The organism is Streptomyces sp. NPDC003393, assembly GCF_053589015.1.
This window is the reverse complement of record NZ_JBSFRB010000003.1, coordinates 119,187-139,232: the sequence shown is the minus strand read 5'-3', so window position 1 is coordinate 139,232 and position 20,046 is coordinate 119,187. Positions and strand designations below refer to the sequence as shown.

Annotated in this window: 18 protein-coding genes; 13 read left to right on the top strand and 5 right to left on the bottom strand. The window is 72.8% G+C overall.

Translation table 11 applies throughout. The features are described from left to right. Window positions 1-81 precede the first annotated feature (81 nt). Window positions 82-1,236 carry a Gfo/Idh/MocA family protein gene (locus ACWDUZ_RS04610; RefSeq protein WP_451630311.1) on the bottom strand — a complete coding sequence of 385 codons (1,155 nt, stop codon included), beginning with the start codon at window positions 1,234-1,236 and terminating at the stop codon, window positions 82-84. Between the two features lie 171 nt (window positions 1,237-1,407). Here ACWDUZ_RS04610 and ACWDUZ_RS04605 point away from each other — a divergent pair, with 171 nt between their 5' ends. Next, on the top strand, window positions 1,408-2,415 hold the full coding sequence (locus tag ACWDUZ_RS04605; protein WP_451630310.1) for a LacI family DNA-binding transcriptional regulator: 1,008 nt from the start codon (window positions 1,408-1,410) through the stop codon (window positions 2,413-2,415). 154 nt (window positions 2,416-2,569) lie between these two features. Here ACWDUZ_RS04605 and ACWDUZ_RS04600 read toward each other — a convergent pair whose 3' ends face one another. Then, entirely contained in the window at window positions 2,570-2,995 is a 426-nt protein-coding gene (locus tag ACWDUZ_RS04600; RefSeq protein ID WP_451630309.1) for an ATP-binding protein, read from the bottom strand. Window positions 2,996-3,145: 150 nt separating this feature from the next. Here ACWDUZ_RS04600 and ACWDUZ_RS04595 point away from each other — a divergent pair, with 150 nt between their 5' ends. The 3 genes from ACWDUZ_RS04595 to ACWDUZ_RS04585 all read left to right on the top strand — a co-directional run bounded on the left by ACWDUZ_RS04595 (window position 3,146) and on the right by ACWDUZ_RS04585 (window position 6,241). Further along, window positions 3,146-3,913 (top strand): IclR family transcriptional regulator, encoded by a 768-nt coding sequence (locus ACWDUZ_RS04595; RefSeq protein WP_451630308.1) that lies wholly within the window; start codon window positions 3,146-3,148, stop codon window positions 3,911-3,913. A gap of 76 nt (window positions 3,914-3,989) precedes the next feature. Continuing rightward, a complete protein-coding gene (glpK, locus tag ACWDUZ_RS04590; RefSeq protein ID WP_451630307.1) occupies window positions 3,990-5,507 on the top strand; it encodes a glycerol kinase GlpK in 1,518 nt (505 codons plus the stop codon). A gap of 326 nt (window positions 5,508-5,833) precedes the next feature. After that, window positions 5,834-6,241, top strand: a complete 408-nt coding sequence (locus tag ACWDUZ_RS04585; RefSeq protein WP_451630306.1) for an SseB family protein — start codon at window positions 5,834-5,836, stop codon at window positions 6,239-6,241. A gap of 87 nt (window positions 6,242-6,328) precedes the next feature. On the opposite strand, the gene ACWDUZ_RS04580 is transcribed toward ACWDUZ_RS04585, so the two are convergent. Then, window positions 6,329-6,778 carry a MarR family winged helix-turn-helix transcriptional regulator gene (locus ACWDUZ_RS04580; RefSeq protein WP_451630305.1) on the bottom strand — a complete coding sequence of 150 codons (450 nt, stop codon included), beginning with the start codon at window positions 6,776-6,778 and terminating at the stop codon, window positions 6,329-6,331. Window positions 6,779-7,014: 236 nt separating this feature from the next. On the opposite strand from ACWDUZ_RS04580, the gene ACWDUZ_RS04575 reads away from it, so the two are divergent. From ACWDUZ_RS04575 to fxsT, 9 genes are all read left to right on the top strand, one after another. Further along, a complete protein-coding gene (locus ACWDUZ_RS04575) occupies window positions 7,015-7,320 on the top strand; it encodes an ArsR family transcriptional regulator (RefSeq protein WP_451630304.1) in 306 nt (101 codons plus the stop codon). A gap of 214 nt (window positions 7,321-7,534) precedes the next feature. Then, on the top strand, window positions 7,535-7,999 hold the full coding sequence (locus ACWDUZ_RS04570) for a FluC/FEX family fluoride channel (RefSeq protein ID WP_451630303.1): 465 nt from the start codon (window positions 7,535-7,537) through the stop codon (window positions 7,997-7,999). Continuing rightward, window positions 7,996-8,418, top strand: a complete 423-nt coding sequence (locus ACWDUZ_RS04565; RefSeq protein ID WP_451630302.1) for a DUF190 domain-containing protein — start codon at window positions 7,996-7,998, stop codon at window positions 8,416-8,418. Before ACWDUZ_RS04570 ends, ACWDUZ_RS04565 begins: the two co-directional genes overlap by 4 nt. Beyond that, entirely contained in the window at window positions 8,415-8,789 is a 375-nt protein-coding gene (gene crcB / locus ACWDUZ_RS04560; protein ID WP_451630301.1) for a fluoride efflux transporter CrcB, read from the top strand. The genes ACWDUZ_RS04565 and crcB overlap by 4 nt, the downstream gene beginning before the upstream one ends. 100 nt (window positions 8,790-8,889) lie before the next feature. Next, complete coding sequence (locus tag ACWDUZ_RS04555; RefSeq protein ID WP_451630300.1) at window positions 8,890-9,726, top strand: undecaprenyl-diphosphate phosphatase; 837 nt, start codon at window positions 8,890-8,892, stop codon at window positions 9,724-9,726. Window positions 9,727-9,848: 122 nt separating this feature from the next. Continuing rightward, entirely contained in the window at window positions 9,849-10,874 is a 1,026-nt protein-coding gene (locus tag ACWDUZ_RS04550) for a trypsin-like peptidase domain-containing protein (protein WP_451630299.1), read from the top strand. Next, on the top strand, window positions 10,867-12,363 hold the full coding sequence (locus ACWDUZ_RS04545; protein ID WP_451630298.1) for a VMAP-C domain-containing protein: 1,497 nt from the start codon (window positions 10,867-10,869) through the stop codon (window positions 12,361-12,363). Before ACWDUZ_RS04550 ends, ACWDUZ_RS04545 begins: the two co-directional genes overlap by 8 nt. Continuing rightward, on the top strand, window positions 12,360-13,493 hold the full coding sequence (locus tag ACWDUZ_RS04540) for an AAA family ATPase (protein ID WP_451630297.1): 1,134 nt from the start codon (window positions 12,360-12,362) through the stop codon (window positions 13,491-13,493). Before ACWDUZ_RS04545 ends, ACWDUZ_RS04540 begins: the two co-directional genes overlap by 4 nt. After that, complete coding sequence (fxsT, locus tag ACWDUZ_RS04535; RefSeq protein WP_451630296.1) at window positions 13,490-17,878, top strand: FxSxx-COOH system tetratricopeptide repeat protein; 4,389 nt, start codon at window positions 13,490-13,492, stop codon at window positions 17,876-17,878. The genes ACWDUZ_RS04540 and fxsT overlap by 4 nt, the downstream gene beginning before the upstream one ends. On the opposite strand, the gene ACWDUZ_RS04530 is transcribed toward fxsT, so the two are convergent. Together ACWDUZ_RS04530 and ACWDUZ_RS04525 are read right to left on the bottom strand one after the other, a co-directional pair. Continuing rightward, on the bottom strand, window positions 17,783-19,732 hold the full coding sequence (locus ACWDUZ_RS04530) for an aKG-HExxH-type peptide beta-hydroxylase (protein WP_451630295.1): 1,950 nt from the start codon (window positions 19,730-19,732) through the stop codon (window positions 17,783-17,785). The two genes, fxsT and ACWDUZ_RS04530, sit on opposite strands and share 96 nt — an antisense overlap. Further along, complete coding sequence (locus ACWDUZ_RS04525; RefSeq protein WP_451630294.1) at window positions 19,729-19,950, bottom strand: hypothetical protein; 222 nt, start codon at window positions 19,948-19,950, stop codon at window positions 19,729-19,731. The genes ACWDUZ_RS04530 and ACWDUZ_RS04525 overlap by 4 nt, the downstream gene beginning before the upstream one ends. Window positions 19,951-20,046: the final 96 nt, after the last annotated feature.

Here is a 20,046-nt window from a genome sequence, read left to right as displayed (position 1 = left end):
AAAAGTGGTCGGCGCGCCCCGCACGACAGGGGGTGACAAGCCCGCTGTGTCCTCCGCGGGGTGACAGCCCCGTCCGGCGGCTCAGACCATCGTCACCCACCGCCGCTCCCGTGCGGAGACGGTCATGGCGTCCAGGGCCGTCGCGGCGGCGACGGCGTCGGCGAGGGTCGCGCCGTGGGCGGTGCCCTCCGCGACGGAGCGCAGGAAGTGGTGGGCCTCGATGACCTTCAGGTCGTCGTAGCCCATGGCGTTGGCCGCCCCGGGCTGGAAAGCGGCGTACGCGCCGTGCCCGGGGCCGACGTAGACGGTGCTGACGGGCTGGTCCTGGTACGCGCTGCCGCGGCTGACGCCGAGCTCGCCCAAGCGGCGGAAGTCCCAGAACAGCGCGCCCGTGGTGCCGTGGATCTCGAACCCGTAGGCGTTCTGCTCGCCGACCGAGACCCGGCAGGCCTCCAGCACCCCGCGGGCTCCGGAGGCGAAGCGCAGCAGGCAGCCCACGTAGTCGTCGTTCTCTACGGGGCCGAGCTCGCCGCCGCTCGCGCGGGCGTGACCGGCGGTGGCGCCGGCGGGGCGGGCGCGCTCGGGCAGGAACACGGCCGTGTCGGCGGCCAGCGAGTCGATCTCGCCGATGAGGTGGCGGGCGAGGTCCACGCCGTGGGATGCCAGGTCGCCCAGGACTCCGCTGCCGCCGCGCCGGCGCTCGTACCGCCAGGTCAGCGCACCCTCGGGGTGGGCGGCGTAGTCACTGAACAGCCGGATGCGGACATGGGTGACCGCGCCGATCTCACCGGCGGCGATCATCTCGCGGGCGGTGGCGACGGCCGGCGCGTTGCGGTAGTTGAAGCCGACGGTGCCGTGCACACCGGCTAGTGCGGCCGCGTCGGCGACCGCGCGGGCGTCGTCGGCGGTGAGGCCGACGGGCTTCTCGATCCAGATGTGCTTGCCGGCCCCGGCCATGGCCACACCGATCTCGCGGTGCAGGAAGTTCGGCGCGGTGATGCTGACCGCCCGCACCCGGGGGTCGGCGGCGATCTCCCGCCAGTCGCGGGTCGCGGAGTCGAAGCCGTACCGCCCGGCCGCCTCGTCCGCCCGTCCGGGCACCTCGTCGGCGACCGCGACCAGGTGCGGACGGACGGTCAGCTCCGGGAAGTGGTGGGCCACGCGGACGTAGGCCTGGGTGTGCACCCGCCCCATCCAGCCGAATCCGACGACGGCGACGCCCAGCGAGTTCACCATGGCAGCCCTTCTTCGCGGCACCCTCGGTGGACCGAGCCCGTTTGGACCGATCCAAGAACCTGGCTCACCATGACCGCCGCTCCCGTCGGGTGTCAAGGCGCCGTGAGGTGTCCGTCCCGGCGTCTCAGTCACCCTTTACAAGCACCGCCCGCCTATGGAACGGTCCATCGCGTGCGACCTCCGACCATCCGTGACGTGGCCGCGCGGGCCGGTGTGTCGAAGTCCTTGGTCTCGCTGGTGCTGCGCGGCTCCGAGAGCGTGCGTCCCGACAAGCGGCGGGCCGTCCTCGCCGCGATCGAGGAACTCGGCTACCGGCCCAACGCCGCCGCCCGCAGCCTCAGCGAACGGCGCACCCGGACCGTCGGTGTCCTGCTGAACGACCTGCGCAACCCCTGGTTCGTCGAACTCCTCGACGGCCTGAACACCCGCCTCCACGACAGCGGCCTGCACGTGCTGCTCGCGGACGGACGGCTCAACCGGCGTCTGGGACAGGACCTCACCCGTACGTTCACCGACCTGCGCGTGGACGGTGTGGTCGCCGTCGGCACCCTCCAGGACCCTTCGGCGCTGCGCACGGCGGCCGAACGGGTGCCCACCGTCGTCGCCGGCGCCCGGGAACCCGAACTGCCCGGGGTGGACGTGGTCGCGGGCGACGACGAGCACGGCGCCCGGCTGGCCACCGAACACCTCATCGGCCTCGGTCACCGGCGCATCGCGCACATCGCGGGGCGGGGCGCGGTCGGCGACCTGCGCCGGCGGGGCTTCGAGACCGCCATGCGCGAGAGCGGTCTGGGCGACACGGCGGTGGTGGAGCAGGGCGACTTCACCGAGGAAGGCGGCTACCGGGCCACCGTGCGCCTGCTCGGCCGCCCGCAACGGCCCACCGCCGTCTTCGCCGTCAACGACATGACCTGCGTCGGCGCGCTGTCGGCGGCCGAGGAGAGCGGTCTTGAAGTGCCCCGCGACCTCTCCCTGGCCGGATACGACAACACCTACCTGTCCCGGCTGCGGCATCTGTGGCTGACCACGGTGGACAACGCCGGCCACGACCTGGGCCGGCGCGCGGCGCAGCGGTTGCTGGATCGCATCGAGGACCCGGGCCGCTCGCGTACCGTGGACCTGACCGTGCCCGTCCTGGAGGTGCGCGGCACCACGGCGGCGCCGTCCGGCCGTGACTGAGCCGCCGCTCGGCGCGCGCCCGGTACGGGGTGCGGTACGGCGTGTCCGGCCGGCGCGCGGCGCAAGCGCGGCGACATGGCCGAATCCGGGTCGGCGCCGGATCACCTCCGGCGAATCCTCCGTCTTCGGGTTCGGTGGCGGCCCGGCCGAGGGCTCAGTCGGCGAGCACCTCCGCCCAGCGGCTGGTCCGGCCGCGGTCCGTGCGTATCCCGCACCGGGCCGACAGCGCGGTGACGATGTCCAGGCCCCGGCCGTGCTCGTCCGGATCCGGCGCGGCCGCCGGCCCGGGCGGCGCCGCGGGCCCCAGGTCGGTCACCTCGACGTGGACGGCCCATCGGCCGTCCACGGGCAGCCGCCACAGGCGCAGCGTGGCGGGCGGCACGGCGTGCACGAGCGCGTTGGTGACGAGTTCCGAGACGACGAGGAGCACGTCGTCGGCGGCTTCGGTGGGCAGGTCCCACACGCCCAGGAGCGCGCTGACGCGATGGCGGACGGCCGACACGGTACCGGGCGTGTGCGGCAGCGGGAAGGCGTGGTCCACCTCCCTGAGAGGCGCGGCGTCGAGCTGCGCTACGGACATGGTGTCCCCTCTTTCTCCGGGCGGCGCTGCCGACCGGGAGCCGGGCGCGACAAAGCACGCTAGGAAACGGATGCGTGCCCGGTCAACGCGCGGCGGTCGGCATTGCCGAACGCCAGCTCCCACCGGGGCGAACAGGACTAAAATCGCCGTATGGCCGGACCCGTCCAGTCCATCGAACGAGCGGCGGCGATCCTGCGCCTGCTCGCCGGTGGGCCCCGCAGGCTCGGGCTCGGCGAGGTGGCGTCGTCCCTCGGGCTGGCCAAGGGCACCGCCCACGGCATTCTGCGCACCCTCCAGCACGTCGACTTCGTCGAGCAGGACGAGGCCACCGGGAAGTACCAACTGGGGGCCGCGCTACTGCACCTGGGCACCAGCTACCTCGACGTCAACGAACTGCGCTCGCGCTCCATCAACTGGGCCGACGCGCTGGCCGCCCGCAGCGGCGAGGCCGTCCGCCTGGGCACGCCCCTGGAGGGCAAGGTCCTCATCGTCCACCACGTCTTCCGGCCCGACGACACCCTCCAGACCCTGGACGTGGGCGCGCTGCTGCCGCTGCACGCCTCCTCGCTCGGCAAGGTCCTGCTGGCCTTCGGCACCGCCACCCTCGGCCCGATGCCCCCGGACGGCCTGGAGGCCTACACCCGCCACACCCTCGTCGTACGGGAGGACCTGGACCGGGCGCTGGCCGAGGTGCGCGAAAACGGCTGGGGAGCCGAGGTGCAGGAGATGAGCATGGGAGACGCCGGCATCGCCGCACCGATCCGCGGCCACGGCGGTCTCGTCGTGGGCGCCATCGGCCTGTCCGGTGCCGTCGAGCGGATCTGCGACCCCAGGGGCCGGCCGTTGCCCGCGCTGATCGCACTGCTCCGGGAGGCGTCCCGGGCGATCTCCCGGGATCTGGGGGCGGTTCGCTGGTAGTCCCGCAGCCCTCCGCCGGGCGGTCTCACCGTCGAGGCCTCCCACGTGCGCGACGCATCGGAAGGACGGTCCGAACATGGTTGAGCGGTATGTGATGTCCATCGACCAGGGCACCACGTCCACACGATGCATCCTGTTCGACCATCGCGGGCGCCTGGTGTCCGTCGCCCAGCGGGAGCACCAGCAGCACTTCCCCCGGCCCGGCTGGGTCGAGCACGACGCCCTCGAGATCTGGCGCAACGTCCGGCGCATCGTGCCCGAGGCGCTCGCGAGCGCGGGTGTGGACGCCCAACGGATCGCGGCCGTCGGGATCGCCAACCAGCGCGAGACGACGGTGCTGTGGGACCGGCGCACCGGCACCCCGCTGAGCCGGGCCGTCGTCTGGCAGGACACCCGCACCGCGCCGCTGGTCGACACGCTCCGGGACCGGCCCGGCGACGAGTTCTTCCTCGACCGGTGCGGCCTGCCGCCCTCCACCTACTTCTCCGCCCCCCGGATCCGCTGGCTGTTCGACCACGTGGAGGGCTTGGAACAGCGCGCCCGGGACGGCGATGTGCTGTTCGGCACCATCGAGAGCTGGCTGATCTGGAACCTGACCGGCGGCACCGACGGCGGTCTGCACATCACCGACCCCACCAACGCCAGCCGCACCATGCTCGTCAACATCCGGACCCTGACCTGGGACCCGGAACTCATGGAGTTCTTCGGCGTGCCGCCCACCCTGCTGCCCGAGATCAGGTCCTCCGCGGAGAGCTACGGCGAGGCCCGCGCGCTGCTCCCCGGCGTCCGCATCACCGCCGCCCTCGGCGACCAGCAGGCCGCCCTGTTCGGCCAGACCTGCTTCTCGCCCGGCGAGGCCAAGTGCACCTACGGCACCGGCAGCTTCCTGGTGATGAACACCGGCACCGACCTGGTGCGCTCCCGGCACGGCCTGATCACCACCGTGGCCTACAAGATCGCCGGCCAGCCCACGGTGTACGCGCTGGAGGGCCCGATGGCGGTCACCGGCTCACTGGTCCAATGGTTCCGCGACCGGCTGGGCATGATCAGCACCGCGCCCGAGATCGAGACCCTGGCACGCACGGTGGAGGACAACGGCGGCTGCTACATCGTCCCCGCCTTCTCCGGCCTGTTCGCCCCGCACTGGCGCAGCGACGCGCGCGGGGTCATCGTCGGCCTCACCTCCTACATCACCAAGGGCCATCTCGCGCGTGCCGTGCTGGAGGCCACCGCCTGGCAGACCCGGGAGGTCGTCGACGCCATCAACGCCGACTCCGGGCTCGCGCTGCGGGAGCTCAAGGTGGACGGTGGCATGACCTCGGACAACCTGCTCATGCAGTTGCTCGCCGACGTCCTCGACGTACCCGTCGTGCGGCCGCTGGTGTCCGAGACGGTCTCCCTCGGCGCCGCCTACGCCGCCGGGCTCGCCGCCGGATACTGGTCCGACCTGGAGGTCCTGCGCCGCAACTGGCACCGGGCCGCCCAGTGGCTGCCCGACATGGACCCCGAACGGCGCGCATGGGAGTACGAGAGCTGGCAGCGGGCCGTCGAACGGTCCCTGGGCTGGGTCCGCGAGCCCGGCCCCCCGCACTGACGCCGCGGCGCGCCCGCGACGGGCGGGCTCTCCGCGACGTCCGGCGCGGAGAGCCCCGGGGCTCATCTCCGAACCCCGCGGTATGAGTAACCACCTGCCCGCCGGCCGATTCGGGCCCGGCACGCCGGGCCGCCGCCGAACCCCGCGCGGTGCCGGGCCGGCCGGGCCGCTCCCACGGGTCCGCGCGGCGCGAGGCTCCGAGGATTCCGCGGGGCCGGGACGATTGCGCCGGGCGTGGTCGGGTACGCGACCAGGGCCGTACCGGGGGCCGGCGCCACGACCACCTCCGGGCGGGCCGCACGACCACCGCTACCAGGGAATCTGCCATGGACACACCCGCGCACGACAACACCCCCACGCTCGCCCAGCGGGCGCTGGACGTGCTCGCCGAGAACGCCGAGGACACGGCGGCGCTGGACGCGCTCGCCGGGAGCGACGTGCTGATCCCCGTACCCGACGACGTGAGCGACGAGGAGGCGACCAACCCGTCTGCGGTGGCGCTGCCAGTACTGGAGCAACCGGGCGGGGTGCCGGTGGTGCCCGTGTTCACCTCGGAACTCGAGATGTCGGAACTGCTGCCGTTCGTCTCCCGCTACCGGATGGTGCCCCTCGGGGCCCTGGCCTCCCAGTGGCCCGCCGAGGACCTGTCGCTGACCATCGACGCCAGTTCCCCGCACGGACTGACGCTCACCTCGGAGGGCGTCCGCACCCTGCTCGCCCGGCCGCAGGGCTGAGGCGGACCCGGCAGGACCGACGAGGTCGACCGGACACGCAGGGCGGAGCGGACACGGGACGGGCGGAACTCGGCGCGCCGTCCCTCGTCACCGGTCGCCGCCCAGCGTGCGCGCCAGCACCGCGCGTTGCAGCGGCAGCACCTCGGCGTGCAGGTCACGACCCTTGCGGGTGAGCGAGACCCACACCCCGCGCCGGTCCCTGGCGCACACCGCCCGCTGCACCAGCCCGTCCTTCTCCAGCCTGCCCAGCAGCCGGGACAGCGCGCTCTGGCTGAGGTGGACCCGGTCGGCGAGGGTGTGCACCCGGTGATGCCGGTGTTCCTCGCCCGCCCCGGCCGCTTCGGAGGGTCCCTCCGGCCCGGCGGCTCCGGCGGCGCCGTCCGACCCGGACGCCAGGATGTCGAGCACTTCGAAGTCGCTCGCGCCGAGACCGTACGGATGCAGCACGCGGTCGATCTCGCACATCGTCCGCGCGTGCACCGACAGGATGCCCCGCCACTGCTCCTCCAGCCGGGCCCCGGCCGCGTTCGCTCCCATAGGTCGCATGGTAGTGCCGGTGCATGCGCGTGCATGGACCGGCGACCGCCGTCCGGGCGAGGACTGCCGCCGCCGGTTCCGCGCCGGGCGGCCGGTCCGCACCGGGCCGCCGATCCGGGCGCGGCCGCCTCCGCCAGGTACCGGACAAGCGCCGTCGAGTCCCGGACACGACGGGTCGGTCCGCACCACAGTGGGAAAACCTCAGGACGGGGCGGCCTCGACGACAGGAGGCGGAGATGCTGAGGACTCCCGCCGGCCGGACACGTCTGGTCATCCTGGAGTGGCTCAAGGACCCCGCCACGTACGTCCCCCCGCAGCGGTCACGGCAGCGCGACCGCCGCAGCCGTCCGGCCGAGCACGGCGCGACCGCCGCGGCCGTCGCCGCCGCCCTCGGCATACCTCGGCGCGTCGCCGAGACGCATCTCGCCCTGCTCGCCGACCTCGGCCTGCTGCGCACCCGCCGGATCCGCCGCCGCACCTACTACCGGCGTGACGAGCTCCGCATCGCCGAGGTGGCCCGCCTGTTCGAGAAGGGCTGGTGACCTCGACGAGGGCTGGTGACCTCGACGGGGCGCCTCGGCGTGACCCGCCCCGCCGCCCGGCGCTAACCTGTTGCCCGGCCGCGGTCACCGACGCGGCGCGGCGGTGGGGCCCGCCGTACCCGAACCGCGGCGCCGTCGCCGCCAACGGTCCCTACTTGCGAAGGCAGCGGCCCCGCATGTCCGCGAGGCCCGGGCGAGTAGGAGACGTACGACGATGACAGCCCCCGAGACCGAGAGCCCGAGCCTGCGCACCGGGCGCCCGGCGCGGCGGCACGCCTGGCGCGCCCAGGCGCCGGTGGTCGCGGTGGTGGCGCTCGGCGGGGTGCTCGGCGCCTTCGGCCGCTACGCGGCCTCGCTGTGGTGGCCGACGCCGCCCGGCGGCTTTCCCTGGGCGACCTTGTGGACCAATGTCGTCGGCTGCGCGGTGATAGGCGTCTTCATGGTGGTCATCACCGACGTATGGGCCGCCCATCGCCTGGTCCGGCCCTTCTTCGGCACCGGCGTGCTCGGCGGTTTCACCACCTTCTCCACCTACGCCGTCGACATCCAGAAGCTGACCGACTCCGGCCACGCCGGCACCGGCCTGGCCTACCTCGCCGCGACCCTGTGCGCGGCACTCGCGGCGGTGTGGCTCGCCGTGACGGCGGCCCGCCGGGTACTGAAGTGGAGGCAGCCATGACGAGGCTCACCGGCAGCGCGCTGCGCGTGACCGTCCTCATCGGCGAGAACGACACCTGGCACCACAAGCCGCTCTACTCGGAGATCGTGCACCGGGCGCACGCCGCCGGCCTGGCCGGCGCGAGCGTCTTCCGGGGCGTGGAGGGCTTCGGCGCCTCCTCCCTCATCCACACCTCACGGCTGCTGTCGATGAGCGAGGACCTGCCCGTGGCGGTCGTGATCGTCGACACCGAGGAGCGCGTGCGGACCTTCCTGCCGCAGCTGGACGAGCTGGTCACCGAGGGGCTCGTCATGCTGGACGACTGCGAGGTCATCCGGTACGTCGGCCGCGGACACGGCGGCGCGCGCCACGGCGGCGGGGCGGGATCCGGCCTCGCCGATCCGGGCGACGCCGGCGGGAAGGGCAAGAGGTCGTCGTGAACTGGCTGCTGGTGGCCGTGGGAGCCATGGTCGGCGCCCCCCTGCGCTATCTCACCGACCGCGCGGTGCAGTCCCGCCACGACTCGGTCTTCCCCTGGGGCACGTTCGTGGTCAACATCACCGGCTGCCTGGTCCTCGGGCTGCTGACCGGTGCTGTCTCGGCCGGCGCCGCCGGTCCGCACGTGCAGCTGCTGCTGGGCACGGGCCTGTGCGGGGCCCTGTCGACGTACTCGACGTTCTCCTACGAGACCCTGAGGCTGACCGAGACCGGCGCCGGGCTCTACGCCGCCGCCAACGCCGCCGCGAGTGTCGTTGTCGGCCTGGGTGCCGCATTCGCCGGAGTCTGGATGGCACAGGCCGTGTGGGCGTAGGTCGTAGGTCACCGGGACTTCACTTCGGCCTGGTAAGAGTCTCTGCAACGCACGGACCGTCTCCAACACTGTCGACCCACTCTTCCCAGAACTGGATCCCATGAGTGCCATCTCCGTCGGTCAGGCCGTCGTCCTCGGAGTCGTCGAGGGGGTGACCGAGTTCCTCCCCGTCTCCTCCACCGGCCACCTCAAGATCGCCGAGGGGCTCATGGACATCCCGGTCGACGACGACTCGGTGGTCGGATTCTCCGCCGTCATCCAGGTCGGGGCGATCGCCGCCGTGTTCGTGTACTTCTTCAAGGACATCGTGCGGATCGTGTCCGCCTGGCTGCGCGGCCTGACCAACCGCGAGGAGCGCTACCACCACGACTACAAGTTCGCCTGGTGGGTGATCTGCGCGACCGTCCCGATCGTCGCGGTGGGCCTCGCGGCCAAGCCCCTGATCGAGGGCCCGCTGGCCTCCCTGTGGGTGGTCGCCGGTTCGCTGATCGCCGGCAGCGGTGTGATGTGGTGCGCGGACCAGATGGGCCGGCACAAGCGCGGCGAGGACGACACGTCCTTCAAGGACGCGATGCTGGTCGGCTCCTCCCAGATCCTCGCCCTGCTCTTCCCCGGCTTCTCCCGCTCCGGCGCCACCATGTCCACCGCGCTCATCCTGGACCTGGACCGTGTCGCCGCCACCCGGCTGTCCTTCTTCCTCGGCATCCCGGCCCTCACGGGCGCCGGCCTGTACGAGCTGAAGGACGCCCTGGGCGCGGGCGTGGGCGCCGCGCCGCTGGCCGTCGGCACGATCGTCTCCTTCGTCGTCGCCTACGCCTCCATCGCCTGGCTGCTGAAGTTCGTAGCCAAGCACTCCTTCAACGCCTTCGTGCTCTACCGGATCGTCGTCGGCGTCCTGCTGTTCGGCCTGCTGGGCACGGGCATGCTCGAATCCTGACCGGCGCGGGGCGGGGCGGCCCGGAATCCTCCGGCGCACAACCGAAAACCGAAGAGGAACGCCCTCTTACACTGAGGGAACGGGTTCGGGCACATGCGTGACGTATGGGGGAGACGATCACTGTGGGGCCAGAGGGAGGGCAAGTCCGGATACTGTCCGAGGACGGCGCCGTCTGGGGCGCCGGGGCGCTGGTCGCACCGGCCGGTGCCGGGCTGTGCGTACTGACCTGCGCGCATGTGGTGACGGCGGCCCTCGGGCTGGACGACGGGGCACGTCCGGAAGCGCGGCAGGACGCCGGGCACCTGGTCGTCGACCTTCCCGGTCGCGGATGGTCGGCACGTGCGGACGTCCTTACGGAGGCCTGGTCACCACCCCCGCCGCTCGACAGCCCTGCTCCGGGGGCGTTACTGACCGACCGGGGTGATCTGGCCGTTCTCGCGCTCCACGAGGGCGGGCACCGGCTTCCGCGGGGCGCGGCCCCGCTGCCGGTGGCCGCGCACAGCCCCGCGGACGGCCGACGGGTCGCGATCGTGGGTTATCCCCGGGGCGCGCCGGCCGGACTCGTCGCGACGGCGCGCCCGGCCGGCCGGGGCGGGGCCTGCCCGGACTGGGTGCAGCTCGACGGCCTGCACATGACCGGCGCACCGGTCGAGAGGGGCTTCAGCGGGGCGGGGGTCTGGGACCCGGCCGACCGGCGTCTGGTCGGAATCGTCACCGCGGCCCTCACCGACCGCACGGCGAAGGTCGCCTGGATGCTGCCCGTGGAGGCGGTCACCAGGCTGTGGCCGCCGCTGGCGGCCGCCGTCCCCGCCGCCCCCGCCCGGGCCTGCGATCCGCCCTCCGTCGAGGAGCAGTACGAACTTGCCGACGCCCTGCTGGACGTGCCGCAGATCGGGCACGACGGCGGCCGACTGCTGCGGGCACAGCTGCCGGCTCCCGTCCGGCGCGCGGCCCCGGACCATCCCTGGCCCCGCCAGAACCTGCAAGGACTCGTCCAGAGCTGTGTGGACCACCGCGGCGGTTGTGCCGCACTGCGGGCCGCCGTACTGGCCCTGGGCGCGGACTCCCGGTCCGCCGAGCAGGCCGCGGCCGTGCTGGACCGGATCTGCTGTGCGTCACGGCCGGCCGCGGGGGGCCCGGATGACTGAAACGCAGGAGCTGGTCGGGGACGAGCCGCGCGAGCTGCCCAGATACCTGGTGGACGTGGTCGAGGACGCCTGCTCGATGCTGGACCCCACGGCCTTGGGCCAGGTCATCCGCCGGTTCGGCCCGCGCAGTCGGGCCGCCGTGGACAGCACCGTGCCGAGCGGCCGCCGAGCGGTGCTCGTGCAGCTGATGGAGGAGATGTGCGAGGGGCCGGAGAGACTGGCTCCGCTGGTGCGTCATCTCGAGGTGCGCGAGGGCAACACGACGGTGATCCAGCGGTTGAAGGCGGCGTACGCGGCCTGGGAGGTCGAGCTGTTCACCGCCGAGGAGTGGAACGAGGTCCTCCTGTTGCTCGACGGCGTGCGCGTGCCCGACCTGCGGCGCTGGTACGCGGACTTCCTGCACGGCAGGGGGCGTTCGCTCCCGCCGGCGCACTGCACCGAACCCTGGTCCGTCTTTCTGCACGCCGCGACGCTCAACGCCCGCCCGGGGGAGAGCCTTCCCTGCTTCCAGGTGCTGCGGCAGCTGGCCCTGGCCGCGGACGGCGGGCAGCACCTCGCGCTCGCCGACTGGGCGGACGCGCACGACTTCGGCCCGCCGGAACCCGAGATACGTGACGAGCCGGCCAGGAAGACTTCCGAGTCACGCCGGACGGATGTGTGGAGCCCCACGAGCTACCTGGTCATCCGATTACGGCCGCTGCTGGACGCCGAACGGCCGACGGACGTCCTGCTCTCCTACTGGTGGCGGGTGCAGCCCGGGCACCAGCAGCGGGGCACGGACCGCCGCATCGCCCTGGGACATGCCGAGAGCGCCGTGCGCGAACTGATCCATCGCGCAGAGAGCGACTGGGGATATCTGAAGACGGACATCGCGGTCGAGTTCGTCCTTCCGCGTGCTTTGCTGGACCTGCGCGTGGAACGATGGCGCAAGACGGCTTTCCAAGGAGTGGGTGGGGTGTTGGGGGAGGAACATCACGTCGTTCTGCGCAGTCTGGACCGTCACGATCGGCGCGACCTGCACGGCCGCTGGGGGAGCAGATGGCGGGTCTTCAGCGAGGGCAACGCCGGACGTGTCCACTGGTTCCCGGAGGACGGCAGAGCCCACCTGCTGTCCGATCCGCCCCCGGCCGTGGTGGTCCTGAGCTCGGCTCCCGGGAGCGCACGGAGGGCCGCCGGGGCGCATGGACGCACGGATGAGCTCGGAGAGGCGTTGCGGGCAGGGGTACCCGTGGTGCTCTGGGATCGCAGGGGGCCCGCGGACACCGCCTTTCGCACTCAGTTGCGCGATCTGCTCGCGCGCCATGATCTGCGAGGATTGCCGGGCGTGGTCAAGGCGTTGCGGATTACCGCCGCGGACCGCGATCCTGAGGAGAACGCTGTTGTCGGCCGTCATGTGGCTCTGCTGTGGGACGACCCCGACCGTCTGCCGGTCGTGCCCGCGCGCAGCAGCCAGGAGGCCGCGCCCACGGTCGTGGAGGAGGGCCGGTGACGCCACCTGACGACACCTCCCTGCCGCATCAGGGGTTCCGGCCGCAGGCCGGCGCCTCGGGGCGGCCGCGCTGGTGGATCTACCGCGGCAGCGGTGAGCCGCTGCACGACACGACGCTGGGCGAACTGCTCCCGCCGCCCCCGCCCTGGCGGGCGTTCGACGGAGGTCCCGTGGTGGGCCCGCCGCCGGACGACGAGGAGGAGAACGTCCGCCGACTGGGTGGCCACCAGCCCGCCGGATACGCGCCGCGCGCCGCGCGCACGGAGGCCGACCTGGTCAACGCCGCCCTGCTGTTGCGGCGTCCGCTGCTGGTCAGCGGGCGGCCGGGCACCGGCAAGTCGAGCCTCGCCTACCGGATCAGCCGGGAGTTACGGCTGGGGAGGGTGCTGCGGTGGCACATCACCAGCAGGACCACCCTCCAGCGCGGGCTGTACGAGTACGACGCGATCGGCAGGATCCAGGACACCGCCGCGTTGCGCGCCGCAGCCGGTGACACGTCCGGGGGCGAGGAGGCGCGGACGTCCCCGCCGGACATCGGCGACTACGTCCAGCTCGGTCCGCTCGGCACGGCTCTGCTGCCCCACGCGGAGCCGCGCGTCCTGTTGATCGACGAACTGGACAAGAGCGACCTCGATCTGGCGAACGACCTGTTGAGCGTGTTCGAGGACGGCACGTTCACCATTCCCGAGCTGCGCCGCGCCCGGCGGCGCAGCCCCGTCGTCCGGGTGCAGACGGACGATCCGGACGGGGAGGCGGACATCGCCTCGGGCGTGGTCACGTGCCGCGCCTTTCCGATCGTCGTGATGACCTCGAACAGCGAACGGGAGTTCCCTCCCGCGTTCCTGCGCCGGTGCCTGCTGCTTCAGATGCCCGAGCCGGGCGACGAGGACCTCGCGGCCATGGCCGCCGCCCACTTCGGCGACGAACTGGCCGAAGAGCGGGCGGGCACCCTGATCGCCGACTTCCTCAGGCGCAGCCGGGAGCGCGGGGGACTGTCCATCGACCAGCTGCTGAACTCCTTCTACCTGGCCGCCTCACGCCCGTCCGGGGACGACGAAGGACTGCTGGGCCTCACCGAGGCGATCTGGCACCGGCTCGACGGGACGGCACCGCCGGTGAGGCCGGAATGACCCACTCGGCCGACGAACCACCGGTGAGCGGCGTCTCCTGGCTGGACGTCCGGGACGCGGTGTACCTGGCGGCCTGCCAGGACGCGGCCGCACCCTACCGTGGCTGGTCACCCCCGCGGACCGGCCGCCGCTCCCCAGGTGGTCGCCGGACGCAGCGTGTCAACGGGACCGGAACCGCAGCACCCGCCCCCGAACCGGAACGGCCGGACCCGATGCCGACGGACGCCGAGCGGAACGGGACGGACCCGGGGGGCTCCGGAACCGGACATGACGGCGCCGCGCTGAATGGTACGGGCACCGAGGTGGTCGAGCGGGCGCTCCGACTGCGTGGCGGCGATCCGACGGGCGAGACCGAGGGCGGTGGGGACGGGCCGCCGCCGAGACAGGCCGAGCCGGGCGACCACGGGCCGCTCGAGCCGGTGCCCGCCCCTGCCGTGCCCCTGCCGCGTGGCGGACTGGCCCTGGCCCGTGCGTTACGGCCCCTGCGGCTGCGTCGCCCGGAACCGGACGCGTGGGAGCTGGACGAGGAGGCAACCGCGGACCGGATCGCCGCGGACGGACTGTGGCTGCCGGTCTGCCGGCAGCCCGAGGAGCGCCGGCTGGGCCTCGTCCTGCTGATCGACGGCTCGCCCTCGATGGAGCTGTGGACCAGCACCATCCGCCAGTTGCGCGGAGTGCTGGAACAGACGGCGGCGTTCCGGCACATCACCGTGACCTCGGTGGACGTGGCTGCCGCCGGCTCCGTGGTGCGCCGCCATCCGCGCCGGGCGCCCGCTGTCGACAGCGGGCCCGACGACGTCGTGCTGGTGGTGACGGACGGCTTCGCGCAGGCCTGGCGCAACGGCAACGCGGCGGCGTTCCTGAGCTCGGCCGCCCGCACGTCCCCGACCGCCGTGCTCAGCCTGATGCCGCAGGAGGTCTGGGAGTTCACCCTGCCGACCGCGATGAGGGCGGAACTGGACACGGTCGCGGTCGCCGCCCCGAACCGGCTGCTGCGCGTCCTGGGCACCACTGGCCCGGGCCTGGGCCTCGGCACGCGAGCGGCGGCCCACGCCGAGCAGGCCGTGCCGGTCCCCGTGCTGGAGCTGTCGCCGGGGTCGCTCGGGCGCTGGGCGCGGATGGTGGCGGCGTCCGGCCGCCGGCACGAGGCCGCTGTGCTCCTCACCAGTCCGCGAGGAGACCTGGGAGTGCTCCGGCAGGAGGCACTGCCCTGGTCGGAGGTCCCGGCGACGCGCGCACGGGACACGGTCCGGAACTTCATGGCCAAGGCATCGCCGACCGCGGTGGCCCTGGCGCGCCGGCTGGCCGCTGCCCCCCTCAACCTGCCGGTCATGCGCCTGATCCAGAGGTCTCTGCCGGGTGCCGAGGCGTGGAACCTCGCCGAGATCGTGTTGTTCGGCCTGCTGCACCGAACCGATCAGCACGTCGACGCCGAGGACGACCGGCAGGTCTCCTACGACTTCGACGAAGGCGTCCGTGAGGAGCTGCTGGGCCTCGGCTCCCGGGCCGAGACGATGGGCGTGCTGCGCCAGGTGGCCTCGCATCTCGGGCCGCGTCTCGCCACCACGATCGCGGGCGGGGAACGGCTCGTCGAATGGCGCCCGAATGCCGCGGACCCGCCGGTCACCGCGCGCACCCGCCCTTTCGTGCGCCCCCTGCACTCGGCGCTGTCCGCCCTGGCCGGGCCGTATCTGGCCCGCGCCGGACGTCTGAGGCGTCTGCTGAGCGAACCCGAGAACCCCTCCGCACCAGCCGGTGTGACACAGGGTGAGGTATCTACTACGGTTGGCGAGCACTCGCCGCCTCCTGTCTCACCCGAGCAGGAGTCCGTCCCGTCGCACGAAGCACCAGGAGGTTCCGTGTCCACCGCGTCGCAGCCCGTCCCGACCGTCGCTCGTACGGATGCGCCGCCGCGATTGTGGGGGAGTGTTCCGCAACGGAACCGCAATTTCACCGGACGCGAAGAACTTCTGGAGCAATTGAACAGGCGTCTGAGCGAGGGGACGACGGCCGTTCTTCCCGAGGCCCTGCACGGTATGGGGGGCGTCGGGAAGTCCCAGATCGCCATCGAACACGTGTACCGCCGTAGTCGCGATTATCGGCTCATCTGGTGGATTCCAGCCGAACAGACCAACCTGATCGTGCAGTCCCTCATCGAACTCGGGGAACAGATGGACCTGCGGGCCGGCGCCGACCGAAGCGCCGTACCGGCTGTCTTGGAGGCCCTGCGGGTCGGAGAACCCTACTCCAACTGGCTCCTGGTCTTCGACAACGCGGAGAACCCGCACGAGGTCAGGCAGTTCTTCCCCAACGACGGGCCCGGACGAGTGCTGGTGACGTCCCGTAATGCCCAGTGGTCGAGCTTGGCCAATTCCCTAGAGGTCGATGTGTTTGCACGTGAGGAAAGCGTCGCGCTCATCAAACGACGCAGTCCGGAGATTCCTGATGACGCTGCCGACAGACTCGCCGACTCGCTCGGCGACCTGCCCCTGGCCGTGGAGCAGGCCGCGGTGTGGCTGGCGGAGACAGGAATGCCGGTCCACCAGTATCTCGATCTCTTCGAGACCAAGTACGCGGAACTCCTCCAGGTGGACCCGCCCGCCGACTACGACCTTCCGGTCGCCGCCGCCTGGAACGTCTCCCTGGACCGGCTGCGCGAGGACCACCCGGCCGCTCTTCAGCTGCTCCAGGTCTGCGCGTTCTTCGCACCCGAGCCGATCGACTGGGACTTCTTCTCCGCCGTACGCGGCGTCGCGGCCCCCGAGGCGCTGCGCTCCGCCCTGGACGACCCGATCAAGCTGGCCAGGGCGGTACGGGAGATCGGGCGCTACGCTCTGGCCCGCATCGACCACCGCAAGTCGACCATCCAGGTCCACCGTCTGGTGCAGCGCGTCCTCATCGAGCAGATGAACAGCCACGAGCGGGCCGAGATGCGCCACTGCGCACACGAGATCCTCGCCCACTCCGACCCCCGCAACCCGCAGCGATCCAGCACCTGGCCCCGCTACTCCGCCCTGCTGCCGCACGTCCGGGCCTCCGGCATGGTCGAGTGCCAGGAGGGCTGGGTCCGCGAACTCGTGCTCAACGAGGCCCGCTTCCTGCTCGCCCGCAGCGACTACGAGCCGGCGCTGGAAGCCGCGGAGGAAGCGGCCGGGCGCTGGCGGAGCCTGCTGGGCGACGATCACGAGCACGTGATCTCCGTCGACCAGGTGCGTGCCGAGGCCCTGCGCTGGCTCGGCCGCTACCGGGAGGCCTACGAGGTCCAGTCGGAACTGGTCGAACGCTGCCGTCGCGTGCTGGGCGAGAGCCATGAGGCCACCCAGCGTGCCCTCAGTTTCCTCGCGCTCGTGCTGCGCACCCGCGGGGACTTCTACCGGGCTCGCGAACTGGACCAGCAGGCCTACGAGACGACACTGCGGGAACTCGGCCCCGACGATCCGGGAACGCTGGAGGTCGCGCACAACTACGGCGTGAGCCTGCGCCTGGCAGGGGACCTGCAACAGGCGCTGCGCCTGGACGAGGACACCTACCAGCGGCGGGTGGAGGTCCTCGGCGACGACCATCTGCTGACCCTCAACACCCTCCACCAGCTCTACATCGACATGCAGGAGCTGGGCCGGTTCCAGGCGGCTCTGGAGGGTCAGGAGGCGCTGCGGGAGCGGGCCGTGCAGATGTTCGGCGACGAGTACTCGCTGACGGTGTGGGTGACCCGTGAGCTGTCCGTCACCCGTCGCAAGGCCGGGGACCACCATGGTGCCCTGGAACTGTCGTCCAAGGTCCTGGAGGTGCTGCGGCGCACCCGGGGCGAGAGGTCGCTCGACACGGCCCGTGCGGCGCTCAACCATGCCACCGACCTGCGACAGACCGGTGATCTGGCCGGAGCGGCGGCGCTCGGGCGGCAGACCATGACGCACACCCGCGAACAGCTGGGCGCGGAACACCCGCACACCTACGCCACCGCCACGAACCTGGCGGTCACCCTGCGGCTGCTCGGGCAGATCGAGGAGTCATGCGCGCTGGACGAGGAGGCGGTGAGCGGGCTCAGCCGGGTGCTGAGCGAAGGGCATCCGCGCACGATCCTCGCCCGGACGAACCTGGCCAGCGACTACTTCGCGCTGGGCGAGGTGCGCCGGGCCCACGACATCGACGTGGAACTGCTGCGGCAGAGCGTCGAGTCCCGCGGCGAGGACCACCCGTCGACGCTGGCCGTCCGGCTCAATCTGTCCTACGACCTCAAGGGTCTGGGCCAGACCGTGGAGGCCAAGGAGCAGTACGAGAAGGCCCTCGCCTCATTCCGCCGCGTGCTGGGTGTCGATCACCAGGCCACCCGGGACGCGGCCAACGGCATCCGGGCCAACTGCGACATCGACGCCCTGAGCGTCTGAGCCCGCGGGCGTGGGGCGCGAGTCCAGCCAGGCGGCCAGCTCCTCGGCGGCCGGCGGGTTCGCGCCCAGGTCCCGGAGTGCGTGGTGCAGGGCCAGCACCAGTTCGGGGCGCTGCCGCAGCAGCCGGGAGGAGGCCTCCTGGTGGGCCAGACCCACCCCGATCCATGCCTGGACCGAGGCGGGCCGGCGACGGAACCAGTCCAGGGCCGCGTCCGTGTCGTCGGCCACCAGCAGGGCATCCCCGAGGGTTGCGTCCTTGACGGCGGCCGGGGAAGCGTGCGGCTGCCCCAGTTCCCGCCGCGCGGCGGCGAATGCCCGACCGTCGGTGCATCGCAGGCGAGCCAGCCAGGTGCGGGGCGCCTGACCGCCGGAGGGGTGCGCGGCATGGCTCGCCGCCGGGCGCATCCGGGCCGGGGGCAGGTGCGCGGGCGGCTGTCGGCCCGCCAGCAGCCGGCGGGCCAGGGCTGTGGCCTCCTCGGGGTCCACCGCGAGGTGCGCCACCCGCCATGCCGCCTGCTCGTCGTCGTAGGCGAGTTCGGCCAGCCGGCGTGGCGGCGTCGTGACGGGCTCCAGCGGGCCGTGCCGGTGGAAGGACGCGGCGATCCCCTCGACGACGAGCCCGCCCGCGCGCGTCAGCTGCCCGGCGGCGTTCCGCAACTGGGCGAGGGCCGTCCGCACCTGCCGGTGGTGCAGAGCCGACTCGAACTCCGCGCGGTCCTGGTCGGCGGTGCGCTGTGTCAGCCAGAACGACATCACACCGGTGAAGGCGTGGGCGCCGAACAGCAGTCCGCGCAGCGGCCGGGCATCGGCCCGCCAGGGAGCGAAGTAGGTGGGTTCGGGGCCCTCGTGGACGGGGGCGAACAGCGGGGTGAGGTCGGCGAGGGCGCTCAGGAGCTGGTGGCGGGCCTCGTGGACGAGGATCGCCGCCATGGCCGCCGCGTCCAGCGGCAGGGACATCGTGACCGCGCCGTGCGCGTCGGGGACCGTCGCACTGACCGGCTGGAGCGTGCTCGGGCCGTCCACGGGCACGATGGTGCGCAGGGCGCCGGCCACCAGGCGATGCGCCTCGGGCTGGTCCCGGCGCAGCAGCGCCTCACCGCCGGCGAGCAGCTCGTGCCAGCGCTCCAGCGTCCGCGGCGACAGCGCGACCGGGTCGGTCAGCGAGCGGAAGTCGCGGAACGGACTGAGATGGTCGAGCGTGACGGATCCTTCGCCGTACGGTCCACCGGAGCCGCCGGGGCGGGGCAGCGGATGCCAGCCGTCGGCGGGGCGTGCCCAATCGTCCGGCAGCCGCACGGACCCCTGACCGCCGAAGACGACCGTGCCATGGGGACCGTGTTCGAGCGTCGCCACCGCCCACGGCCCACGGCCCACCGAGTCGGTCACACCCAGCGACGGAAGCCACACCCGTCCGTGATGGGCCGGGATCCGGACGGTGGCACGCACCCCGGCCCGGACGGCGGCCGCACCCGCCAGCGCGGCGAACAGCGACGCCTCCGCCCAGGGCGGCACCCGGGTGCCGGCCGCCGCCGCGCCGTGGCGGAGCCTGCGCAGCAGCGGAAACGCCCATGAGCCGACACAGGGATCCTCCAGGACGGCCTCGACGGCCGAGGGGTCGTGGCGCTGGACGTGGACGAGCACGTCCCAGGCCGCGGCCGGCCGCGTCGGACCCTCGGCGTCGCGCCGCGGTGCCTTCGCGGGTTCCTCGCGGTGGGCGAGGATCGCGGCCAGGGCGAGCAGGAGCCGGCTGCGCTGGGACGATCGCAGCAGGGCGAGGTCGGCGTCACCGACCCGCCCCGTGGCGACCGCGGTGAGGGTCGACAGCGGCAGCCGAAACCTTTCAGGCGCGCTCAACTGTCATGCGGCGCACCGGTGGACGGCCAGGGAGTGATCCCGCACAGGGCGGCCATCCTGCCCTCGCACAGGGGAGCGGGGGAGGCCCCCAGCCCGCCCAGCAGGCCGGCCAGCGCGGCCGGCTGCAAGGGCACCTTTCCTAATTCGGCCAGGGGTACGTCCGTCAGGTCGATCAGGTCCGACCGCAGGGTCTCAGCCGGTGTCATCGTCTCCGCCATGCCGTCCATGGTGACGGAAGCGCGTGCGGCCGGGAAGAGCGCCAAAAGACAGAATCAGCGGCCGGATGCTCGCTTTCAGGCACGAGAGCGGAGTGA

Excerpts from the sequence above, each read along its gene's own strand:
- ACWDUZ_RS04610 (WP_451630311.1), bottom strand. The coding sequence starts at position 1,236 with ATGGTGAACTCGCTGGGCGTCGCCGTCGTCGGATTCGGCTGGATGGGG.
- ACWDUZ_RS04600 (WP_451630309.1), bottom strand. The coding sequence starts at position 2,995 with ATGTCCGTAGCGCAGCTCGACGCCGCGCCTCTCAGGGAGGTGGACCAC.
- ACWDUZ_RS04595 (WP_451630308.1), top strand. The coding sequence starts at position 3,146 with ATGGCCGGACCCGTCCAGTCCATCGAACGAGCGGCGGCGATCCTGCGC.
- glpK (WP_451630307.1), top strand. The coding sequence starts at position 3,990 with ATGGTTGAGCGGTATGTGATGTCCATCGACCAGGGCACCACGTCCACA.
- ACWDUZ_RS04585 (WP_451630306.1), top strand. The coding sequence starts at position 5,834 with ATGGACACACCCGCGCACGACAACACCCCCACGCTCGCCCAGCGGGCG.
- ACWDUZ_RS04580 (WP_451630305.1), bottom strand. The coding sequence starts at position 6,778 with ATGGGAGCGAACGCGGCCGGGGCCCGGCTGGAGGAGCAGTGGCGGGGC.
- ACWDUZ_RS04575 (WP_451630304.1), top strand. The coding sequence starts at position 7,015 with ATGCTGAGGACTCCCGCCGGCCGGACACGTCTGGTCATCCTGGAGTGG.
- ACWDUZ_RS04570 (WP_451630303.1), top strand. The coding sequence starts at position 7,535 with ATGACAGCCCCCGAGACCGAGAGCCCGAGCCTGCGCACCGGGCGCCCG.
- ACWDUZ_RS04565 (WP_451630302.1), top strand. The coding sequence starts at position 7,996 with ATGACGAGGCTCACCGGCAGCGCGCTGCGCGTGACCGTCCTCATCGGC.
- ACWDUZ_RS04555 (WP_451630300.1), top strand. The coding sequence starts at position 8,890 with ATGAGTGCCATCTCCGTCGGTCAGGCCGTCGTCCTCGGAGTCGTCGAG.
- ACWDUZ_RS04545 (WP_451630298.1), top strand. The coding sequence starts at position 10,867 with ATGACTGAAACGCAGGAGCTGGTCGGGGACGAGCCGCGCGAGCTGCCC.
- fxsT (WP_451630296.1), top strand. The coding sequence starts at position 13,490 with ATGACCCACTCGGCCGACGAACCACCGGTGAGCGGCGTCTCCTGGCTG.
- ACWDUZ_RS04525 (WP_451630294.1), bottom strand. The coding sequence starts at position 19,950 with ATGGCGGAGACGATGACACCGGCTGAGACCCTGCGGTCGGACCTGATC.